We start from the raw sequence: 18,994 nt of genomic DNA, 5'->3' as shown, positions 1-18,994 counted from the left end.
CCTGCGCGGGAGTCTTACTTCCCGGCGTCAGGGGCCCGATCACTGGCCGAGGTCAGGGCCTCGAGCACCGGCTCGAGGTTGTCCGCGAGGCTGCCTGCCCCGATTCCGACCAGGCTGGCGATGGAACCGCCGAGGTTCTCGACGCTGCCTTCGAGCGTGCCGAGCAGGCCCGCGAGTGAACCGACTACACCGTTCATTGTGTTCTCCTTGCTGAATGGGATGTGGCGTGGGTGATCACGCCTGGGAGTGAGCTATCCAGCTCAGACTGCGGCCTCTTCGACCGGCAGGCCCAGCGAGCCGGAGATCGAGCCAAAGATGTTGAGGGACAGCTGATCGAAGCCTGCGAGCGTGGTGATCAGCGGAAGCAGGGCACCGATGTCAAGCGAATTCATAACCACTCCTTGAGGGGGCTGGGATGTCCGACCTGTGTCTGCGACCTCCCTGTGTACGGTCGCGGATCAGGGTAATCTAATGTGAGGTTAAACACAATCGGTGTTTACGTATCTCCACCCCCGCTACACCGGCCCTGACGCGGTGGCGAGCACGAAAAGCTCGTCCGCGATCAGATCGGCATAGTGCGCAGGATCCGCCATGACCTCCGGGTCCACCGTGACGGACAGGATCAACCGGTTGCCGAGCGTAGCGAACAGGTGGCGTAGTAGATCACCGTCCACCACCGGCAGCACTCCGAAGCTCGTGCGCATCGGGGCCCCGTCGAAGGTCGGAGCCCCCGCCGGGGCCGGAAGATTGCTGATCATCGTGTTGCGGAGCCTGGTGTGGGGAGCGACTCCGCCCGTTCGCGTGCGACGGCGCACTACGCCCCTAAGCGCCAGGAGCCACGACGGTGATGCGTCGATCCTCGTGTAGGCTCGGCGGACCCGATCATCGATCCAGCGAGCTTTCTCGTCGGCCGCGGACATCGATATCGCAGCCAGTCGCTCCACCGGATCCGGCACATCGGAGTGTAGGTCGATCGTGCCGAGCAGCAGCTGGTTGGCCGCGCCCCCGCCGGTCCGGTCCGCCCGACTCGCTCCTGTGCGGCCGTCCGGAAGACGTAGTGAGATCGGCACCATCGCGGCGAGCGAGCCCTCGGGTGACTCGTCCAGCTCCGCGAGCTGCCGACGCAGTGCTCCCGAGACCGCCGCGAGCAGAACGTCGTTCACGGTGGCCCCCGGTACCGCGCGGCGTGCGGCCCGGATGTCCGCGTGATCGAAGGTGCGAAGTTCGAGGTGCAGAGACCCCGAGGAGGGCGCGTTGAACCGGGTGGTGGGCCGGGCCGCCTCCCCGGCCGGCAGCAGCCCCTCCCGGGTCCGGCGGGCGACATCCTCGGCGTCCGCCCGGGTGGATCGAACTCTGTGGATGAAGCGGGCCAGGCGCCACGGGGCGCCGACGACCCCCCGAACGGTCGTCTCCAACGGATGTGCTGGGCGAATCCGCGCCGGCGGATCGGGCAGCGAGGACTCGGAGAACAACGCTGCTTCCAGCGTGCGTACCGCCATACCGTCCGCGGCGCAGTGGTGGATCTTCACCACGACCGCGACGGCCTCGTCCAGACCGTCGACGTCCCTCAGCCCCACCAGGGCATGGATCTGCCAGGGCGGACCGCCCAGGTCGACCCGGGTGGCCGCGAATTCGGAGAGCATCGCGCGCAACTCGGGCTCCCCGCCGTCGATCGCATGCAGGTGAACGTGCCTGTCCAGGTCGAGGTCGGGCGCGGGAACCCACACGGGCAGGCCGATCTCCAGGGGGAGGTGCCGGATTCGTCTGGTGAGGAAGTCCGCCGCGCCGAGACGCTCGCCGACCCACCGCCTCAGCGAGGTCGCCGATGACGCGGCGACGGGCGCTCCTCCCGAGGCGTCGAAGAGGTAGCACGCAATGATCATCTCGGGGTGGCCCGGGCCCTCGTCGTAGATGTAGGCCGCATCGCGCGCCGACATCGGCTCGAACCATCCGGTGACGCCTCGTCGCATACGTGCTCCCCGTTGCTCGTGGTGCCGGGCCCGGGGGTGGTCCCGGCGCCCGCGGGCACTGGTGCCCGCCTGAGCTCACCGTAATGGGGATCGTGGATTCCGCCTGTCGGATTGGGCGCCACAGCAGCTCGCCCCGTGCGCCGCCTCAGGCTCCGGCATCCCCACCCCGGGCGGTGACCCGCCGCGCGATCCCGGCACCGCGCTCCCACAGCCACCACACGCACACCCCCACCGCGAGCGAGGCGACCCACGAGAGCCACGGGTGGCCCGCGTCCCGGATCGGCGGATACACGAGGAAGTGGGTGAGGTAGATGAAGAGCGAGGCCGCCGCGAGAGGGGTCACCACCCGCACCACCGGCCGGGGCAGCCGGACGGCGGGGATCCAGATCAGGGCGAGGATCCCGGCCACGATCACCACTTCCCGCTCCGGGTGGCCGAACCAGCCCGGCACGCACACGAGCGCGACCGCCGAGCAGGCGAGCCGCGCCCACGCCGCGGCCGGGACCGCGCGATGCGGGCCCGGTGCGGACCCCCCGGGCTCGGCCCGCGCCACCGCCCAGCCGAGGCCGAACAACCACAGCACCGCCGGCGCCGAGTACCACACGAGGGGTCCCCCGCCGAGGTCGACGACGGTGAAGCGCACGAGCAGTCCGAGCCCGACCAGCGCGGCGGGCAGCGCGAACGGCCACCGCCTGTCGAGTCTGCTGACCGCGGGGACCGCCATGAGCGCGGCCACGCCGAGCAGGAGATAGACGGTCGCCTCGACGAACCACATCTGCCACGGGTTCCACCAGCGGTCGTCGGACCAGGACCGGGGACCGAGGAAGTGGGTGGCCAGCAGCGGCGAGTACCAGTGATAGCGACTGGTCAGCGGAGTGACGAGCAGCAGCCAGACGACTGCGGGGACCGCGATCCTCCCGGCCGTCGTGAGCACGCCGCGGGCCCGCTGGCGGGCGCTGGTGGAGTGCAGCCGGAAGCGGGCCAGGGAGTAGCCGGTCAGGGCCACCAGGACGTGCGCGCCGCCGTAGACCGCGAACGCCCGGGTGTGCCCGCCGACGATCGTGAGGATGAACAGGGCGCGTAGCACCACCGAGGTGTCGACGCGGGCCCACGCTCTCCAGGGAGTCCAGCGGGAGGCCGCCGGCGGACGCGGTCCGGCCGCCCGGGTGTCGAGTTCACCCAGCGGGCGCAGGTGCCAATCGCGGGGCAGGTCGGGCACCCGCTCCTCGAGCCGGGTCGAGAGGACCACATAGGTGAGGGAGTCCCCGCCGAGGTCGACGAACGTGGCCTCCGGCGGGCACGCGTCGAGTCCGAGCGCGCGGGCCACGAGCGAGCTGGGCGGGTCGGTGTCCGACCCGGCGCCGGCCCGGTCGCGACCGGCGACGAGTGCGCGCAGCGCGGCCTGGTCGATCTTGCCGGCGGGGGTACGGGGAGGGTCGACGACGACGAACTGTTCGATCGCCGACGTGGGCAGACCCGAGGCCGTCGCGGCGGCGGTGACGAGGGCGTTCGAGCGCTCACGGGACACCACGACCAAGCGGTCGGGCTCACCGACGCACCAGGCGTCGACACCACCGTCCGCGAGGGAGGCCTCCACGCGACCCAGGTCGATCCGGTGTCCGAAGATCTTCGTCTCGCGCCCCATCCGCCCGACGATCTCCACGAGACCGTCGTCGGCGATGCGGGCGAGGTCGCCGGTCCGCAGCTCCTCCAGCTCCGGCCCCCGCGCGAGGTCGGCCGACGACCGGGCGTACCCCATCATCACGTTGGGGCCGCGATAGACGAGCTCCCCCGGGTCGTCGGGCCCGGCCCCCTGCGGACGGTCGACACGGAACGACCCGCCGGGGATCGCGATCCCGATGGCACCCGCCCGGGTCCGCGCGAGATGCGGTGGGAGGTACCCCATGCGGGCTGTCGCCTCGGTCTGTCCGTACATCACCACGAGTTCGGCGCCCCGCATCTCCAGGTGTGCGGCCAGACGGCGGACCGCGTCCGGCGCCAGCCGGCCACCGGCCTGGGTGAGGTAGCGCAGGTGGGTGAGCCGGTCCAGGTGCTCGAGGCCGGCACGCTCGAGGAGCTCGACCGTGTGCGGTACGGCGGCGAACGTCGTCACCTGCCGGCTCTCGGCCCGGGCCCAGAACGCCGGCGTGGAGACGGAATCGGAGTTGAGCACCACGGACGCGCCGGCCAGCAGATGGCTGTGCAGTACCGACAGGCCGTAGCAGTAGTGCGGCGGCAGGGTGGTGATCGCCCGGTCCCCCGGCACGATGCCGAGGTAGTCCACGATCGAGCGCGCGTTGGCCAGCACGGCCCGGCGGGACTGCCGGACCAGCTTGGGCGCGCCCGTGGAGCCGGAGGTGCTCATGAGCAGGGCCAGGTCGGGGTGCAGTTCGTGCCGCGGCGGCGCCGTGTCCACACCGCCCGGGAGTGGCCGGCCGTCCCCGGCGACCACATCGGGGTGCCACGCCGCGAGGAGGTGGTCCGTCGCCGCGCCGTCCGGCGGGAGGAGCAGCACGACGTGCCCGGCCTCGTGGGCGGCGAGGTAGTCCACCAGGAACTCGACGGTGTTCGTCGCCATCAGACCGATCATGCGGCGACCGGTCGTCACGGACGGGTACTCGGCCGCGCGCTCGGCGGTCATCCGGGCGAGCTCCGCGTAGGTGTACTCCGCCCGGTCGGTCACCACGGCGACCGCTCCACCGCGCCCGGTCGGCCGGGCGGGCAACCCGAGCGGGGCATGCCCCTGTTCCGTACGCGAGGCGGTCACGCGCCGAACTATATTAGGTGAGCCTTCGCTACGAAAGTCGGGCGGACACGGTCATCGGTCGTCGCTGCTGGCGGCGTCCCGCTGGTGCCGGGGCCGCCACACCACGACGGAGGTCGACCGGGGCACGTGGACGAGCTCGCCGCCCATCCGCGCGGAACCGCCGGAACGGCGACGGAGCTCGGCCACTTCCTCGACCAGCTCGGACACGCGGCCACGCAGGGCGTCGACCTGATTGGTCAGTTCGATGATCCGTTTGATGCCGGCGAGGTTGACGCCCTCCTCCTGGCTGAGGCGCTGGACCTCACGGAGCATGGCCACGTCCCGCAGCGAGTAGCGTCGCCCGCCGCCGCTGGTGCGCTCGGGCGTGACGAGCCCCAGCCGGTCGTAGGTGCGCAGGGTCTGGGCGTGCAACCCGGACAGTTCGGCGGCCACGGAGATCACCAGGACGCTGTCGTCGGGTCCCAGCTCCCCGACGTCCCGCCGGGGAGTCATGCCGACCCGGCCCAGCCCGACCGTGGATCGAAGCCGGCGGCGCGCAACGCGTCGTCATAGGCGGCGAGCTCGGCTTCGGCCATCCCGGCGGGGGGCGTGGCCACCCGGAGGGTGACCTTGAGGTCACCGGTTCCGGTCTTGCGTGCGATCCCCCGGCCACGTACCCGCAGGATCTGGCCGTCGCGGGAACCGGCGGGGATCTTGACGGTCACCCGTCCGGTGAGAGTGGGCACCGACACCTGGGCGCCGCGGACCAGCTCCGGGTAGGACACCGGCAGGTCGACGAGCAGGTCGGCCCCGTCCCGGTCGAACACCTGGTCCTTCTGGACGGTGACCGTGACGTACAGGTCGCCCGACGGCGCGCCACGGAAACCCGCCTCACCCTGGCCCGAGAGGCGGATGCGCTGGCCGTCGGAGACGCCGGCCGGGACCTTGACGTTGATGGTGCGGACGCGATCCGTGACCCCGCTGCCCGCGCACTCGGCGCACGGGTCGTCGATCTTGGATCCGGTACCGCCGCAGTCGGTGCAGGGCTCGGCGAATCCGAACGCACCCTGGGTGCGCTGGGTGACGCCCGCACCGTGGCAGGTCCCACACACCTTGGGACTGGTCCCCGGCTTCGCGCCACTGCCGTGGCAGATCAGGCAGGGCGAGGCCGAGGAGAGCTTGATCTGGACCGTCTCACCGAGGGCGGCCTCACGGAAGGACAGGGTCAGGGCGGTCTCGACGTCCTGACCCCCGCGCGGGCGCTGCGACCGGCCGCGTCCGGCGCCGCCGCCCCCGCCCGGGCGGGCCTGGTTGAACAGGCCGCCGAACAGGTCCGAGAACCCGCCGGCGCCACCCGCGGGCCCGCCGCCACCGAAGAGGTCGTTGATGTCGAAGTCACCGGACGTTGTGTATCTGCCCCCGCCGCCCGGGGCGAAGCCGCTGAATCCGCCGGAGGAGACCTGGGCGCGGAACGCATCGTACTCCTTGCGTCGGGCGGGGTCACCGATGACGTCGTTCGCCTCGCTGATCCGCTTGAACTTCTCCTCCGCCGCCGCGTTGCCCGGGTTGGAGTCCGGGTGGTTCTCCCGCGCGAGCTTGCGGTAGGCCTTGCGGATCTCGTCCTGGGTGGCGGACTTGGAGACGCCCAGTTCGGCGTAGTAGTCCTTCTCGACCCATTCGCGCTGACTCACCAGACGCCTCCCTTCTTCATAGTCGTAGTCGTTGTCGTAGTCGTCGTCGTTGTGGTGCGGTGTTCCGGTTGTCGCAGTCTCCCAGCCCCGGCGTGGCCGAGGCGGGTCGGCGTGCGGGTGCGACCCGAGGTCGTCTCGGGACGCACCCGCACGCCGGGATGGTGAGGCGCCCGACTCAGCGGACGATCACCATCGCCGTCCGCAGGGTCCGCTCGCCGTGGCGGTAGCCCTTGCGCAGGACCGTGCCCAGCACGGGCTCGGACCCCTCGGACTCGTCCTGCACGGCCTCGTGCAGGGCCGGGTCGAACGCGTCGCCCTCGGCACCGAAGGCCTCGACACCCTGGGCGGTGAGCAGTGCGCGGACCTTGTCGGCGAAGACCTTGAGCGGCCCCTCGGCGAGGTCACCGTGCGCCTCGGCGCGGTCGAGGTCGTCGACGATCCCCAGCAGCTCGATCAGGACCGAGCCCTTGGCGGTGTCGATGATCGACTGGCGGTCACGTTCGACGCGGCGGCGGTAGTTGGCGAACTCCGCCGACACCCGCTGCAGGTCCGCGGTCCGCTCGTCGAGCTGCGCCTGCAGCGCGGCGGTCGGGTCCTCCGTCTGGACGTCACCGGTCGGGGCGCCCCCCGCGTCAGCGGCGTCGGCTGCGGTGCCGTCGCCGGCCGGCGCGGTGCCGTCGTCGACGATCTCGGCCTCGACGGCCTCGGCGGCCTGCTCGGCCTCGTCGTCAGCGCCGGCCCACGCGGCCTTCTCGGAGGCGTCGGTCTGCTCGGGGCGGGTCACTTGGACTCATCCTTCGACTCGTCCTCGTCGACCACCTCGGCGTCGACGACGTCATCGTCGGCCGAGCCCGCGCCCGACGCGTCTCCGGCCTCGGCACCCTCGGCCGCGGAGGCCTCGTAGATGGCCTGGCCGACGGCCTGGGCCTCGGTGTTGACCTTCTCGACCGCGGACTTGATGGCGTCGACGTCCGTGCCCTCGAGGGCCGTCTTGGCGTCGGCGATCGCGGCCTGGAGCGACTCCTTCTTGTCGGCCGGGATCTTGTCCTCGTTCTCCGAGACGAACTTCTCCGTCTGGTAGATCGTGGACTCGGCCTGGTTGCGGGCGTCCGCCTCCTCGCGGCGCTTGTGGTCCTCCTCCGCGTGAGCCTCGGCGTCCTTGATCATCTGGTCGATCTCCTCCTTGGACAGGCCGGAGCCGTCCTGGATGATGATCGTGTTCTCCTTGCCGGTGCCCTTGTCCTTGGCGGTGACGTGGACGATGCCGTTGGCGTCGATGTCGAAGGTGACCTCGATCTGCGGCACGCCGCGCGGCGCGGGAGCGATGCCGGCCAGCTCGAACGAGCCGAGCAGCTTGTTCTGCGCCGCCATCTCGCGCTCGCCCTGGAAGACCTGGATCTGCACGGACGGCTGGTTGTCGTCCGCGGTGGTGAAGGTCTCCGAACGCTTGGTCGGGATGGTGGTGTTGCGCTCGATGAGCTTGGTCATCACGCCACCCTTGGTCTCGATGCCCAGCGACAGCGGGGTCACGTCGAGCAGGAGGACGTCCTTGACCTCACCGCGGAGCACGCCGGCCTGCAGCGCGGCACCCACGGCGACGACCTCGTCGGGGTTGACGCCCTTGTTGGGCTCCTTGCCGCCGGTGAGCTCCTTGACCAGGTCGGTCACGGCGGGCATACGGGTCGAGCCGCCGACCAGCACCACGTGGTCGATGGAGCCGACCGAGATGCCGGCGTCCTTGATCACGGCCTGGAAGGGGTTGCGGCACCGGTCGAGCAGGTCCTGCGTGATCTTCTGGAACTCGGCGCGCGAGAGCGTCTCGTCCAGGAAGAGCGGGTTCTTGTCCGCGTCGACGGTGATGTACGGCAGGTTGATCGAGGTGGACTGTCCGCTGGACAGCTCGATCTTGGCCTTCTCCGCCGCCTCGCGCAGGCGCTGCAGGGCCATCTTGTCCTTGGTCAGGTCGATGCCGTTCTGCGCCTTGAACTTGTCGACGAGCCAGTTGACGATCCGCTGGTCCCAGTCATCGCCACCGAGGTGGTTGTCACCCGAGGTCGCGCGGACCTCCACGACGCCGTCGCCGATGTCGAGCAGGGAGACGTCGAAGGTGCCGCCACCGAGGTCGAAGACCAGGATGGTCTGTTCCTTGTCGCCCTTGTCGAGGCCGTAGGCCAGGGCGGCCGCGGTGGGCTCGTTGACGATCCGCAGGACGTTGAGGCCGGCGATCTGGCCGGCGTCCTTGGTGGCCTGGCGCTGGGCGTCGTTGAAGTAGGCCGGAACGGTGATCACGGCGTCGGTGACGTCCTCACCGAGGTAGGACTCCGCGTCGCGCTTGAGCTTCTGCAGCGTGCGCGCGCTGATCTCCTGCGGGGTGTAGGTCTTGTCGTCGATCGAGTCCGACTTCCAGTCCGTGCCGATGTGGCGCTTGACCGAGCGGATGGTGCGGTCGACGTTGGTGACCGCCTGGTTCTTCGCCGGCTGGCCGACGAGGACCTCGCCGTTCTTGGCGAACGCGACCACCGACGGGGTCGTGCGCGCGCCCTCCGCGTTGGCGATGACGGTCGCGTCGCCGCCCTCGAGGACCGCGACGGCCGAGTTGGTGGTTCCGAGGTCGATACCTACTGCACGTCCCATGGTGTTCTCCTTCTACTGCGTGTACGAATCGCTTCGCGTACAGATGCTCGTTAAGCGGACCCGACTCAAGGCTCGGATCGATGGTTCCACCCTGCCTGCCGGTGGCCCGTCGAGTCAACCCGACTTGAGTCCGGCTCGCTGAGGTTTGTCGACCCGTATAACCGGCACCCCGCCGAATCCATTCCGGCAGTGGCGCAACTCACACACACAATTGAGCCGAGGGGACTCAATGAACGACGAAGAGCGCCCCGGCCACCGCCTCGGGGCGGTGGCGTCCGGGACGCTCTACGGTCGGAGATTCGGGAAGGTGCGACGACGACAAAGGTGCGACGACGACGACGACGACGACGCGGCACGCCGCCACCGGGAACGGATCAGATGACACCCTGCGCGAGCATGGCGTCGGCGACCTTGCGGAACGCGGCGATGTTGGCGCCCGCGACCAGGTCACCCGGGACGCCGTACTCCTCGGCGGTCGCGGCGGCGGTGGCGTGGATCGTGGTCATGATCCGGTCGAGCTCGGAGTCCACCCGCTCGAAGTCCCACAGCAGCCGGCCCGCGTTCTGCCGCATCTCGAGACCGCTGGTGGCCACTCCGCCCGCATTGGCGGCCTTCGCGGGTCCGAAGAGGATTCCCCGCTCGTGGATGACCTGCACGGCCTCCTCGGTGCACGGCATGTTGGCACCTTCGGCGATCACCCGGCAACCGTTGTCGGCCAGCAGTCGCGCGGCCTCGCCGTCGAGCTCGTTCTGGGTGGCACAGGGCAGCGCGATGTCGCACTCGACCTCCCACACCGAACGCCCGTCGACGTACTTGCAGTTGCCGCGCTCCTCGGCGTACGCGGTGAGCCGCTCGCGGCGCACGTCCTTGATGTCCGAGAGCAGGTCCAGGTCGAGGCCGTCCTCGTCGACGACGTAGCCCTGGCTGTCGGAGCAGGCCACGACGGTCGCGCCGAGCTGGGCGGCCTTCTTGGCCGCGTAGATCGCGACGTTGCCGGAGCCGGAGACGACCACCCGGGAGCCCTCGAGGCTGTACTCCGTGTCGCGGAGCATCTCGCGGACGAAGTAGACGAGCCCGTAGCCGGTGGCCTCGGTTCGTGCCCACGAGCCGCCGTACCCGACACCCTTACCCGTGATGACTCCGGCCTCGTTACGTCCGGTGACCTTGCGGTACTGGCCGTACAGGTACCCGATCTCGCGGCCGCCCACGCCGATGTCACCGGCGGGCACGTCGAGATCGGCGCCGATGTGATGGGCGAGCTCGGCCATGAACGACTGGCAGAAGCGCATCACCTCGGCGTCACTCTTACCGTGGGGGTCGAAGTCCGATCCGCCCTTGCCGCCGCCCAGGCCGAGGCCGGTGAGGGCGTTCTTGAAGACCTGCTCGAAGCCGAGGAACTTCAGGGTGTCCTCGTCCACCGACTTGTGGAACCGCAGACCACCCTTGTACGGACCCAGGTCGGAGCTGAACTGGACGCGGAACCCGCGCTGGACCTGGACCACGCCCGCGTCGTCGACCCACGGCACGCGGAAGGAGACGACCCGCTCAGGCTCGATGATCCGCTTGAGGATGCCGCCCTCGACGTACTCGGGGTGCTGCCTGACCACGGGCGCCAGGGATTCCAGGACCTCGTGCACTGCCTGGCGGAAGAGGTGCTGTCCGGGATTGCGTCGCACCACGGTGTCAAGGGCGTCGTGGAGTGCGGCGTCGGCATCGGACATGGGACCTCCGGTCGATAAGTCTTTTGGTGAAGACGCGTGCGTCGTTGCCGAAGAGGCAGCCTAGCGGCAGGTCCCCCGAATCTCCGACTCAGCTCCGCTTCATCAAGCGCCAGTCAAATCCCACCAATCACACGTGTCGCACTGGACTCACTAATCACATCTCCGTAATCTGAGCCGCAACACACCGAACCGCGGCCGGTGGGCCCGTCGCCGACCAGCCGTGCATTCCGGAAGGCCATCATGCGCATCACCTCGAAGTTCGCCGCCGTCGCCGCCGCCGCGGCGCTGGTGGTCACCGCGACCCCCGCCGGGGCGGCGCCCGCTCCCACACCGGGAAACCCGGCTCCCTCCGCCGCCCGACCCGCCGTCGAGCAGCCTCTTCCCGCGCTCGCCGACGCCCTCGCTCCACAGCTCACGTCGCTCGTCGAGGCACTGCGACGTGATCTCGGACTCACTCCCGAGCAGTTCCTGACCCAGGCCGGGATCGGTGAGCGACTCTCCGCGGCACAACCGAGGTGGGAGCAGCAGTTCCGCGAGGCGTTCGGGGGCGTCTGGCTCGACGACGAGGGCACCGGTCTCGTCGGCGTCGTCGCGGGCGCGGCCGGCGAGGACCTGCGCCGCGAGGCCACCCGGGCCGGCTTCACCGTCAAGGACGTCGCCCTCAGCACGAGTGAGCTCGAGGCACGGGAGCGTCAGGTCGTCACGATCATCGAGGGATTCCCCGAGGACCTACGGGAGCTCGTCACCGACGTCCGCGTCGATCCCACCCGCAACACGGTCGTCGTCACCACCCGCGGCGGCGAGGCGGCCCAGCTCGGCAACCTCGACGCCCGCCTGCGCGACCTCGCCGAGATCGACATGATCGAGGCTCCGGACCCGGCGTTCGACACCGCCCCGTTCGGCAGCGAGGGAGGCACCGAGTCCGACGGCGAGCCGACGATGGACGGGCTCGAACCTGCGACGACCCGCACCGGCGCCCGGGCCGGAGCGCCGGAGACACCCGGGAGCGGTGGCGACTCCGGATCGCTCGGCAGCCTGGCCCTGCTCAATGACGCGGGCTTCGTCCCCGAGGGACCGATGCGCACGATCGTCGACCTCCTGGCCGGGCTGACCCCCGGCACCGGGTCGATCATCGACGGGATGATGGGCCAGACCATGGTCGACCCCGCGACCCCGGTTCCCGCCGACCAGCGCCGCGCCATCCAGACGGCCCCGACCCCGGCGGGGCCACTCGTGGGCGGCACCGCCTACCAGGTGGGGGTCCCCGGAGGGATCCTCGAGTGCTCCACCGGGTTCAACGGTGAACTCGACGGCAAGCCCGTCGTCATCACCGCGGCGCACTGCGCCGGCGCCGACGGCACCCGCGCCGCCCTCGCCGACGGCGAGGAGTTCGGCACCATGACCCGCACCAAGCGCGAGAACATCGACACCGCGCTCATCGCGGTCGACGACGAGGTGGCGGACCGGTTCCGTTCCAACCTGGTGGGTACCGGGCCGGACAGCACCCAGGCGATCGTCGGCACCGCGGCTCCGGTCGTCGGCCAGAAGGCCTGCAAGACCGGTTTCCGGACCGGCTTCTCCTGCGGCACGATCTCGCAGGTCGGCACCACCATCGACGTGTCGGGCTCGCGGACCATCGCAGGCGCCTTCACCGTGGACCTGTGCGCGCTCCCCGGGGACAGCGGCGGCGTCGTCTTCTCCGGGGACCGGGCCCTGGGCATCTCGAGCGCGTCCAACGTCGCGGAGTCCGGTACCTGCGCCGATGCCGACGCCGTGGCCCGTGCGGCCGGGATCACCCCGCGCCTGTCCGCCGTCCCGATCGCGGACGTGCTGGCGGCCCACCCCGGGCTGACACTCCGGACCAACTGATCCCCCCTTCCCACGCGGGCCCCGCCTGCGAGTGGAGTCTGCTCCGGTAAGGGCAGCCTCAACTCGGCAGACGGGGCCCGCGTGGCTTACCTTTGACCTCGACACAGTCGACGGGCGCCCACAGGGTCCTATGAGTGCTCGTGCGTCGAGAAGTGCGACGAAAGGCCGCGAACCATGTCAGGCGTGACCATCACACTCGGGACGATCGGCGTCCTGCTCAGTCTGTTCTGTTGGGCATCCTTCATAGGCGGCGTCACGCGCATGGTGCGCAGCCTGTTCCTGGGACAGAAGGACGGATTCGACCGGCTACGGCCGATCCTGCCCCGGGTGAAGAACGTCATCGTCGAGGTGGGCGCCCACACCCGGATGGCCCGCAAACGTTCGGTGGGCTTCTTCCACTGGTTCGTCATGGTGGGCTTCCTGCTCGGCTCGATCGTCTGGTTCGAGGCCTACATCCAGACGTTCAACCCCCGCGGCGGCTGGCCCTGGTTGTCCGACCAGGCCTGGTACCACGCCGTCGACGAGTTCCTGGGCCTGGGCACCGTCATCGGTATCACCGTGCTGATCATTATCCGCCAGGTCAACCAGCGTCGCGGCCTCAACCGCTTCGTCGGCTCCGACCGTAAGGCCGCCTACTTCGTCGAGACCGTCGTGCTCCTCGAGGGCCTGGGCATGATCTTCGTCAAGGCCGGCAAGCTCTCGCTGCAGGCCGCCGACGGGTACCACTTCCACTGGTCCACCGACTGGGTCACCGGCCCGCTGTCGACGATCCTGCCGGCCAACGAACTCATGGTCTCGGTCTTCGCGCTGATCAAGCTGCTCACCGGCATGATCTGGCTGTACGTCGTGGGCCGCAACATCACGTGGGGCGTCGCCTGGCACCGCTTCTCCGCGTTCTTCAACATCTACTTCAAGCGCGAGGCCGACGGCCGCACCGCGCTGGGCCCCCTCAAGCCGATGACCATGGACGGCGTCGCGCTGACCATGGAGAAGGTCGAGGAACTCACCGAGGCCGACGAGGACTTCGAGCCCAAGCTGGGCGCGGGCGCCATCGAGGACTTCTCGTGGAAGGGCTGGCTGGACTTCTCCACCTGCACCGAGTGTGGCCGCTGCCAGGAGCAGTGTCCCGCGTGGAACACCGGCAAGCCGCTGAGCCCCAAGCTCATGATCATGTCCCTGCGAGACCACGGTGCCGCCAAGGCGCCCTATCTCCTCGCGGGTGGCAAGACCACCATGGGTGAGGAGACCGGCCTGGTCGACGCCGAGGGCAACCCGGACGAGGCCAAGCTCGCCAAGATCCCCGAGGCCGCGCGCCTGGAGGCCCAGCGTCCCCTGGTCGGCCACACCACCGCCGACGCCTCCGACGACCCGATGGCCGCCGGCATCATCGACCCCGAGGCCCTGTGGTCCTGCACCACCTGTGGCGCGTGCGTCGAGCAGTGCCCGGTGGACATCGAGCACGTCGACCACTTCATCGACATGCGCCGCTACCAGGTGCTCATCGAGTCGGAGTTCCCGACCGAGCTCGCGGGCCTGTTCAAGAACCTCGAGAACAAGGGCAACCCCTGGGGCCAGAACAACTCCGGTCGCGACGACTGGATGAACGCCCTCGACTTCGAGATCCCCGTGATCGGCAAGGACATCGAGAACTTCGCTGACACCGAGTACCTGTTCTGGGTGGGCTGTGCCGGTGCCTTCGAGGACCGTGCCAAGAAGACCACCCAGGCCGTCGCCTCCTTGCTGCACACCGCCGGTGTGAAGTTCGCCGTGCTGGGCCAGGGGGAGACCTGTACCGGTGACTCGGCCCGCCGCGCGGGCAACGAGTTCCTGTTCCAGATGCTCGCCCAGCAGAACATCGAGGTCATGAACGACGCGTTCGACGGCGTGCCCGCCGCGCAGCGCAAGGTCGTCGTGACGTGTGCCCACTGCCTCAACGCGCTGAAGAACGAGTACGGCGACTTCGGCGGCGACTACCAGGTGGTCCACCACACGCAGCTCCTCAACCGTCTCGTGCGCGAGAAGCGCCTCGTGCCGGTGGCCCCCATCGACGGCGGCGTCACCTACCACGACCCGTGCTACCTCGGTCGCCACAACCAGGTCTACGAGGCTCCGCGCGAGCTCATGGACGGGTCGGGCGTGACCCTCACGGAGATGCCCCGTCACGGGCAGCGGTCCATGTGCTGTGGCGCCGGTGGCGCGCGCATGTGGATGGAGGAGACGGTCGGCAAGCGGATCAACATCGATCGTGTCGACGAGGCGCTGTCGACCAAGGCCACCAAGATCGCCACGGGCTGTCCCTTCTGCCGCGTGATGCTCTCGGACGGTGCCACCGCCCAGACCGACGGCACCGAGCAGGAGGGCCAGGTCGAGGTCGTGGACGTCGCCCAGCTGCTGCTGGAGTCGGTCTCCCGCGACGGTGGCCTGCCCGAGCCGCGCCAGGCCGAGTGGCTGGAGCAGCCCAAGCGCGAGAAGACGAAGGCGGAGAAGGAAGCCGAGCAGGCCGAGCGCGACGCCGCCGACGCGGAGACCGCACAGGCCGCCCCGGCCACCGCGCCCGCCGCCCCGGCCGAGGCCGCGCCGGACAACGCCGTCGTCGACAAGGGCGAGGGTGCGGAGGTCGCCGCCGCCGGCTCCGGCGGAGCGGCCAGCGCCGCCGAGGCCGGCCCGTCGGCCGCCGATTCGACCGGCGCACCCAAGTCGGGTGGCCTCAAGCTCGGCGGCGGGGGCAAGGCCCCCGGCGGTCCCAAGGCCCCCGGCGCTCCGAAGGCCCCCGGCGCCGCCGGGACCGGTGAGTCCGCCACCGAGGCGCAGTCCGCGGTCAAGGACGCCGAACGCACCGAGGAGACCCGCGAGGCCGCCCAGGGTTCCGCTCCGGCCACCACCGGAGCTCCCAAGCCGAGCGCCGGCGCACCGAAGTCGGGAGGACTCACGCTCGGTGGCGGGGCCAAGGCTCCGGGTGGGGCGAAGGCCCCGAGTTCCGCCAAGGCTCCGGGCACCGCCAAGGCAGCGGCCGCCGCGCCGTCCGCGGGCGAGTCCGCCGCCGCGCAGACCGACACCGCACAGGCCGACACCGCGCAGGCCGAGCCCACCACGGCTGCCGCGCCGTCCGCACCCGCGAAGCCGACCGTCGGCCTGGGCCTCAAGGGTGGGGCCAAGGCTCCGGGCGCACCGAAGGCGCCCGGTGCGCCGAAGGCTCCGGCCGCTCCGAAGGCTCCGGCCGCAGCCCCGACGACGACCGAGGCTCCGGCGAAGGCAGAGCCCGCCGGTTCCGGGGAGGCCTCGACCGAGGCAGCGTCGACCGAGGCCCCGGCACCGGAGCAGGACGCCCCCGCGAAACCCGCATCGGGTGGGGCGATCCCCCGCTCGAAGAAGTCCGGCGGTTACGGCCTGTCATTGGGCTGACGCCCACCGGACACCACTGCGGCCCGTGACCAGGACTCCTGATCACGGGCCGCAGTGCATTGCGGCTGGTCCCCGGGGGCGCCTGCGTCCGCACATCCTTTCCGGGACCTCTGTGCTCGCCCACATGATCGGGACACTCCGACAGGTCGCATCGCCGGGCATGGTGCCACCACGTCCCACCGCACATCCACCCTGCGCGACGAGGGACACACTGACCCGAGGTGGCACAATCGCAAGGTATGACGCCTGAGACCACGGGACGCACACTCCACCAGCTGCGCACGCTCGACCAGTCCTCCAAGCTCAAGGACGTCCTCTACGAGATCCGCGGGCCGGTGCTGGCCAGGGCCAATCAGCTCGAGGCCGAGGGCCACCGCATCCTCAAGCTGAACATCGGCAACCCCGCGCCGTTCGGGTTCGAGGCACCGGACGTGATCATGCGCGACATGATCGCCGCGCTCCCCCACGCGCAGGGCTACTCGGAATCCAAGGGCATCCTGTCGGCCCGCCGGGCGATCTTCACGCGCTACGAGCTGGTCCCGGACTTCCCCCGTCTCAGCGTCGACGACATCTACCTCGGCAACGGCGTGTCCGAGCTGATCACGATGACCATGCAGGCGCTGCTCGACGACGGCGACGAGGTCCTCATCCCGGCGCCCGACTATCCGCTGTGGACCGCCATGACCTCGCTCGCGGGCGGCAGGCCCGTCCACTATCTCGCTGACGAGGACGACGACTGGAACCCGTCGCTCGAGGACATCGCCTCCAAGATCACCCCGCGCACCAAGGCCATCGTGGTCATCAACCCCAACAACCCCACCGGCGCGGTCTACTCGCGTGAGGTCCTGCAGGGGATCGTCGATCTCGCCCGCGAGCACAGCCTGCTCATCCTGGCCGATGAGATCTACGACCGGATCGTCTACGACGAGGCCGAGCACACCTCCATCGCCACCCTCGCCCACGACCTGCTCGTGCTGACCTTCAACGGACTGTCCAAGACCTACCGCGTGGCGGGCTACCGGGCGGGATGGCTGGCGATCACGGGCCCCAAGGCGCACGCGGCCGGCTTCCTCGAGGGGTTGGAGCTCCTCGCGTCCACCCGACTGTGCCCGAACGTCCCGGCGCAGCACGCCATCCAGGTGGCGCTCGGTGGCTACCAGTCGATCAACGAACTCATCGAGCCCGGCGGCCGGCTGCACGAACAGCGGGGCATCGCGTGGGAGAAGCTCAACACGATCCCGGGCGTGAGCTGTGTCAAGCCCATGGGCGCGCTGTACGCCTTCCCCAAGCTGGACCCGAACGTCCACGAGATCCACGACGACCGGCTGTTCGCCCTCGACCTGCTCGAGCAGGAACGGATCCTCATCACCCAGGGCACGGGCTTCAACTGGCCGGACCCCGACCACTTCCGGGTGGTCACCCTGCCCGCCTCCCGCGACCTGGGCGTGGCGATCGAGCGGATCGGCAACTTCCTGGCCTCGTACAGGCAGTAGCGGCGGGAGGGTCAGGCCCGGGCTCGTGCCACGGGCGACGGCCCGGCGGATCCCGGCCCGGCGGGTGACGCCGACGGCGCCGGCACCCCGCGTCCGAGGGCGCGGTAAGTCCATCCGGCGGCGCGCCACAGGTCGGCGGGCATGCAGTTGCGCCCGTCCAACAGGACCCGACCTCGCGCCACCCCGGTGACCGCGGCCGGGTCCAGCTCGACGAACTCCGGCCACTCGGTGGCCACCAGCACCACGTCGGCGCCCTCACAGGCGCCCAGCGCCGACCCGGCGTACGTCAGCGTGGGAAACAGGGCCCGGGCGTTGTCCAGGGCCTGCGGGTCGTACACCACGGTGCTCGCGCCCTTGAGCGAGAGCATCCCCGCCACGTTCAGCGCCGGCGAGTCCCGCACGTCATCGGAGTTCGGCTTGAACGCCGCCCCCAGCACCGCGACGGTCTTGCCGATGACCGTCCCGCCGCACGCCTCGACGGCCAGGTCCACCATCCGCTCGCGCCGACGCATGTTGATCGAGTCGACCTCCCGCAGGAACGTCATCGCCTCGTCCGCGCCCAGCTCACCGGCCCTGGCCATGAACGCCCGAATGTCCTTCGGGAGACAGCCGCCACCGAAGCCCAGGCCAGCGTTGAGGAAGCGCCGCCCGATCCGCTTGTCCATACCGATCGCATCGGCCAACACCGTCACATCGGCGCCGGCGGCCTCACACACCTCCGACACCGCGTTGATGAAGCTGATCTTGGTCGCCAGGAACGCGTTCGCGCTGACCTTGACCAGCTCGGCCGTCGCCAGGTCCGTCACGATCACCGGACACGGATCGGCCTCGAGGATCGGCGCGTATGCCTCCTCAACCAGCTCCCGCGCGAGCCCTAGTGCCGACTCGCCGCCGGCAAGGCCGATCACGATCCGATCCGGCGTCAGGGTGTCGTGGACCGCGAACCCCTCGCGCAGGAACTCCGGATTCCACACCACCTCGACCCGCACCCCGTCGGGCGCGTGCCAGTCGGCGATCCCCTGCAGCCGCGCCGCCGTACCCACCGGCACCGTCGACTTGCCCACCACCACCGCGTCCGCGGACAGCAGCGGCGCCAACCGGGCCACCACGTCCTCCACATACGAGGTGTCGGCGGCGAACTCCCCCTTGCGCTGCGGGGTCCCCACCCCGACGAAGTGCAGGTCGGCGAACGCGGCCGCCTCGGCGTAGTCGGTGGTGAACCGCAACCTGCCCGATTCCACGTGCCGCAGCAGGATCTCCGGGAGCCCTGGCTCGTAGAACGGCACCTCACCGCGCCGCAGACGTTCGATCTTGGCCTCGTCGACGTCCACCCCCAGCACCTCGTGGCCCAGCTCGGCCATGCAGGCGGCGTGGGTCGCACCGAGGTACCCGGTCCCGAACACGGTCATACGCATGGCGCTGTTCTACCCCGTCGACGCGGCGCGGGGGGAACGGGCTGGTGAACGAC

At 70.3% G+C, this 18,994-nt stretch carries 14 protein-coding genes; 4 read left to right on the top strand and 10 right to left on the bottom strand.

Annotated features, from left to right (window positions below; genetic code table 11):
- Positions 1 to 14: 14 nt before the first annotated feature.
- From AC3DE3_RS07300 to dnaK, 8 genes are all read right to left on the bottom strand, one after another.
- On the bottom strand, positions 15 to 197 hold the full coding sequence (locus tag AC3DE3_RS07300; protein ID WP_472982954.1) for a hypothetical protein: 183 nt from the start codon (positions 195 to 197) through the stop codon (positions 15 to 17).
- Between the two features lie 63 nt (positions 198 to 260).
- Positions 261 to 392 carry a hypothetical protein gene (locus AC3DE3_RS07295; protein ID WP_472982955.1) on the bottom strand — a complete coding sequence of 44 codons (132 nt, stop codon included), beginning with the start codon at positions 390 to 392 and terminating at the stop codon, positions 261 to 263.
- A 123-nt stretch (positions 393 to 515) separates the two neighbouring features.
- Positions 516 to 1,970, bottom strand: a complete 1,455-nt coding sequence (locus AC3DE3_RS07290) for a wax ester/triacylglycerol synthase domain-containing protein (RefSeq protein ID WP_472982956.1) — start codon at positions 1,968 to 1,970, stop codon at positions 516 to 518.
- Between the two features lie 145 nt (positions 1,971 to 2,115).
- On the bottom strand, positions 2,116 to 4,737 hold the full coding sequence (locus tag AC3DE3_RS07285; RefSeq protein ID WP_488369511.1) for an AMP-binding protein: 2,622 nt from the start codon (positions 4,735 to 4,737) through the stop codon (positions 2,116 to 2,118).
- Between the two features lie 51 nt (positions 4,738 to 4,788).
- Positions 4,789 to 5,229 (bottom strand): heat shock protein transcriptional repressor HspR, encoded by a 441-nt coding sequence (locus tag AC3DE3_RS07280; protein ID WP_488369510.1) that lies wholly within the window; start codon positions 5,227 to 5,229, stop codon positions 4,789 to 4,791.
- The gene (gene dnaJ, locus AC3DE3_RS07275) at positions 5,226 to 6,407 is read right to left on the bottom strand and encodes a molecular chaperone DnaJ (RefSeq protein ID WP_488369509.1); all 1,182 of its coding nucleotides are present in this window, start codon (positions 6,405 to 6,407) and stop codon (positions 5,226 to 5,228) included. The genes AC3DE3_RS07280 and dnaJ overlap by 4 nt, the downstream gene beginning before the upstream one ends.
- 175 nt (positions 6,408 to 6,582) lie before the next feature.
- On the bottom strand, positions 6,583 to 7,191 hold the full coding sequence (grpE, locus tag AC3DE3_RS07270) for a nucleotide exchange factor GrpE (protein WP_488369508.1): 609 nt from the start codon (positions 7,189 to 7,191) through the stop codon (positions 6,583 to 6,585).
- Complete coding sequence (dnaK, locus tag AC3DE3_RS07265; RefSeq protein ID WP_260488949.1) at positions 7,188 to 9,041, bottom strand: molecular chaperone DnaK; 1,854 nt, start codon at positions 9,039 to 9,041, stop codon at positions 7,188 to 7,190. Before dnaK ends, grpE begins: the two co-directional genes overlap by 4 nt.
- A gap of 229 nt (positions 9,042 to 9,270) precedes the next feature.
- Between dnaK and AC3DE3_RS07260 the strand changes: the two genes are divergently transcribed.
- Positions 9,271 to 9,423 (top strand): hypothetical protein, encoded by a 153-nt coding sequence (locus tag AC3DE3_RS07260; RefSeq protein WP_488369507.1) that lies wholly within the window; start codon positions 9,271 to 9,273, stop codon positions 9,421 to 9,423.
- On the opposite strand, the gene gdhA is transcribed toward AC3DE3_RS07260, so the two are convergent.
- On the bottom strand, positions 9,416 to 10,762 hold the full coding sequence (gdhA, locus tag AC3DE3_RS07255) for an NADP-specific glutamate dehydrogenase (RefSeq protein WP_260488951.1): 1,347 nt from the start codon (positions 10,760 to 10,762) through the stop codon (positions 9,416 to 9,418). The genes AC3DE3_RS07260 and gdhA overlap by 8 nt on opposite strands.
- Positions 10,763 to 11,002: 240 nt before the next feature.
- On the opposite strand from gdhA, the gene AC3DE3_RS07250 reads away from it, so the two are divergent.
- The 3 genes from AC3DE3_RS07250 to AC3DE3_RS07240 all read left to right on the top strand — a co-directional run bounded on the left by AC3DE3_RS07250 (position 11,003) and on the right by AC3DE3_RS07240 (position 17,526).
- Positions 11,003 to 12,631 (top strand): S1 family peptidase, encoded by a 1,629-nt coding sequence (locus AC3DE3_RS07250; RefSeq protein WP_260488952.1) that lies wholly within the window; start codon positions 11,003 to 11,005, stop codon positions 12,629 to 12,631.
- 174 nt (positions 12,632 to 12,805) lie between these two features.
- Positions 12,806 to 16,033, top strand: a complete 3,228-nt coding sequence (locus AC3DE3_RS07245) for a (Fe-S)-binding protein (RefSeq protein WP_488369506.1) — start codon at positions 12,806 to 12,808, stop codon at positions 16,031 to 16,033.
- Between the two features lie 239 nt (positions 16,034 to 16,272).
- The gene (locus AC3DE3_RS07240) at positions 16,273 to 17,526 is read left to right on the top strand and encodes a pyridoxal phosphate-dependent aminotransferase (RefSeq protein WP_488369505.1); all 1,254 of its coding nucleotides are present in this window, start codon (positions 16,273 to 16,275) and stop codon (positions 17,524 to 17,526) included.
- Positions 17,527 to 17,537: 11 nt separating this feature from the next.
- Here AC3DE3_RS07240 and AC3DE3_RS07235 read toward each other — a convergent pair whose 3' ends face one another.
- Positions 17,538 to 18,941, bottom strand: coding sequence for a UDP-glucose dehydrogenase family protein (locus AC3DE3_RS07235; RefSeq protein ID WP_488369504.1), 1,404 nt, complete (start codon positions 18,939 to 18,941; stop codon positions 17,538 to 17,540).
- Between the last annotated feature and the right edge of the window lie 53 nt (positions 18,942 to 18,994).

It is taken from the genome of Dietzia sp. IBK-p2-16D, from assembly GCF_057773085.1.
Note: the sequence above shows the minus strand (reverse complement) of the source record. Positions and strands in the feature narration are given on the sequence as shown.

Bases quoted from the DNA above. Each gene is read 5' to 3' on its own strand.
- AC3DE3_RS07245 (WP_488369506.1), top strand. From the start codon at position 12,806: ATGTCAGGCGTGACCATCACACTCGGGACGATCGGCGTCCTGCTCAGT.
- gdhA (WP_260488951.1), bottom strand. From the start codon at position 10,762: ATGTCCGATGCCGACGCCGCACTCCACGACGCCCTTGACACCGTGGTG.
- AC3DE3_RS07235 (WP_488369504.1), bottom strand. From the start codon at position 18,941: ATGCGTATGACCGTGTTCGGGACCGGGTACCTCGGTGCGACCCACGCC.
- AC3DE3_RS07260 (WP_488369507.1), top strand. From the start codon at position 9,271: ATGAACGACGAAGAGCGCCCCGGCCACCGCCTCGGGGCGGTGGCGTCC.
- AC3DE3_RS07300 (WP_472982954.1), bottom strand. From the start codon at position 197: ATGAACGGTGTAGTCGGTTCACTCGCGGGCCTGCTCGGCACGCTCGAA.
- AC3DE3_RS07295 (WP_472982955.1), bottom strand. From the start codon at position 392: ATGAATTCGCTTGACATCGGTGCCCTGCTTCCGCTGATCACCACGCTC.
- dnaK (WP_260488949.1), bottom strand. From the start codon at position 9,041: ATGGGACGTGCAGTAGGTATCGACCTCGGAACCACCAACTCGGCCGTC.
- AC3DE3_RS07240 (WP_488369505.1), top strand. From the start codon at position 16,273: ATGACGCCTGAGACCACGGGACGCACACTCCACCAGCTGCGCACGCTC.
- AC3DE3_RS07280 (WP_488369510.1), bottom strand. From the start codon at position 5,229: ATGACTCCCCGGCGGGACGTCGGGGAGCTGGGACCCGACGACAGCGTC.
- AC3DE3_RS07290 (WP_472982956.1), bottom strand. From the start codon at position 1,970: ATGCGACGAGGCGTCACCGGATGGTTCGAGCCGATGTCGGCGCGCGAT.
- AC3DE3_RS07250 (WP_260488952.1), top strand. From the start codon at position 11,003: ATGCGCATCACCTCGAAGTTCGCCGCCGTCGCCGCCGCCGCGGCGCTG.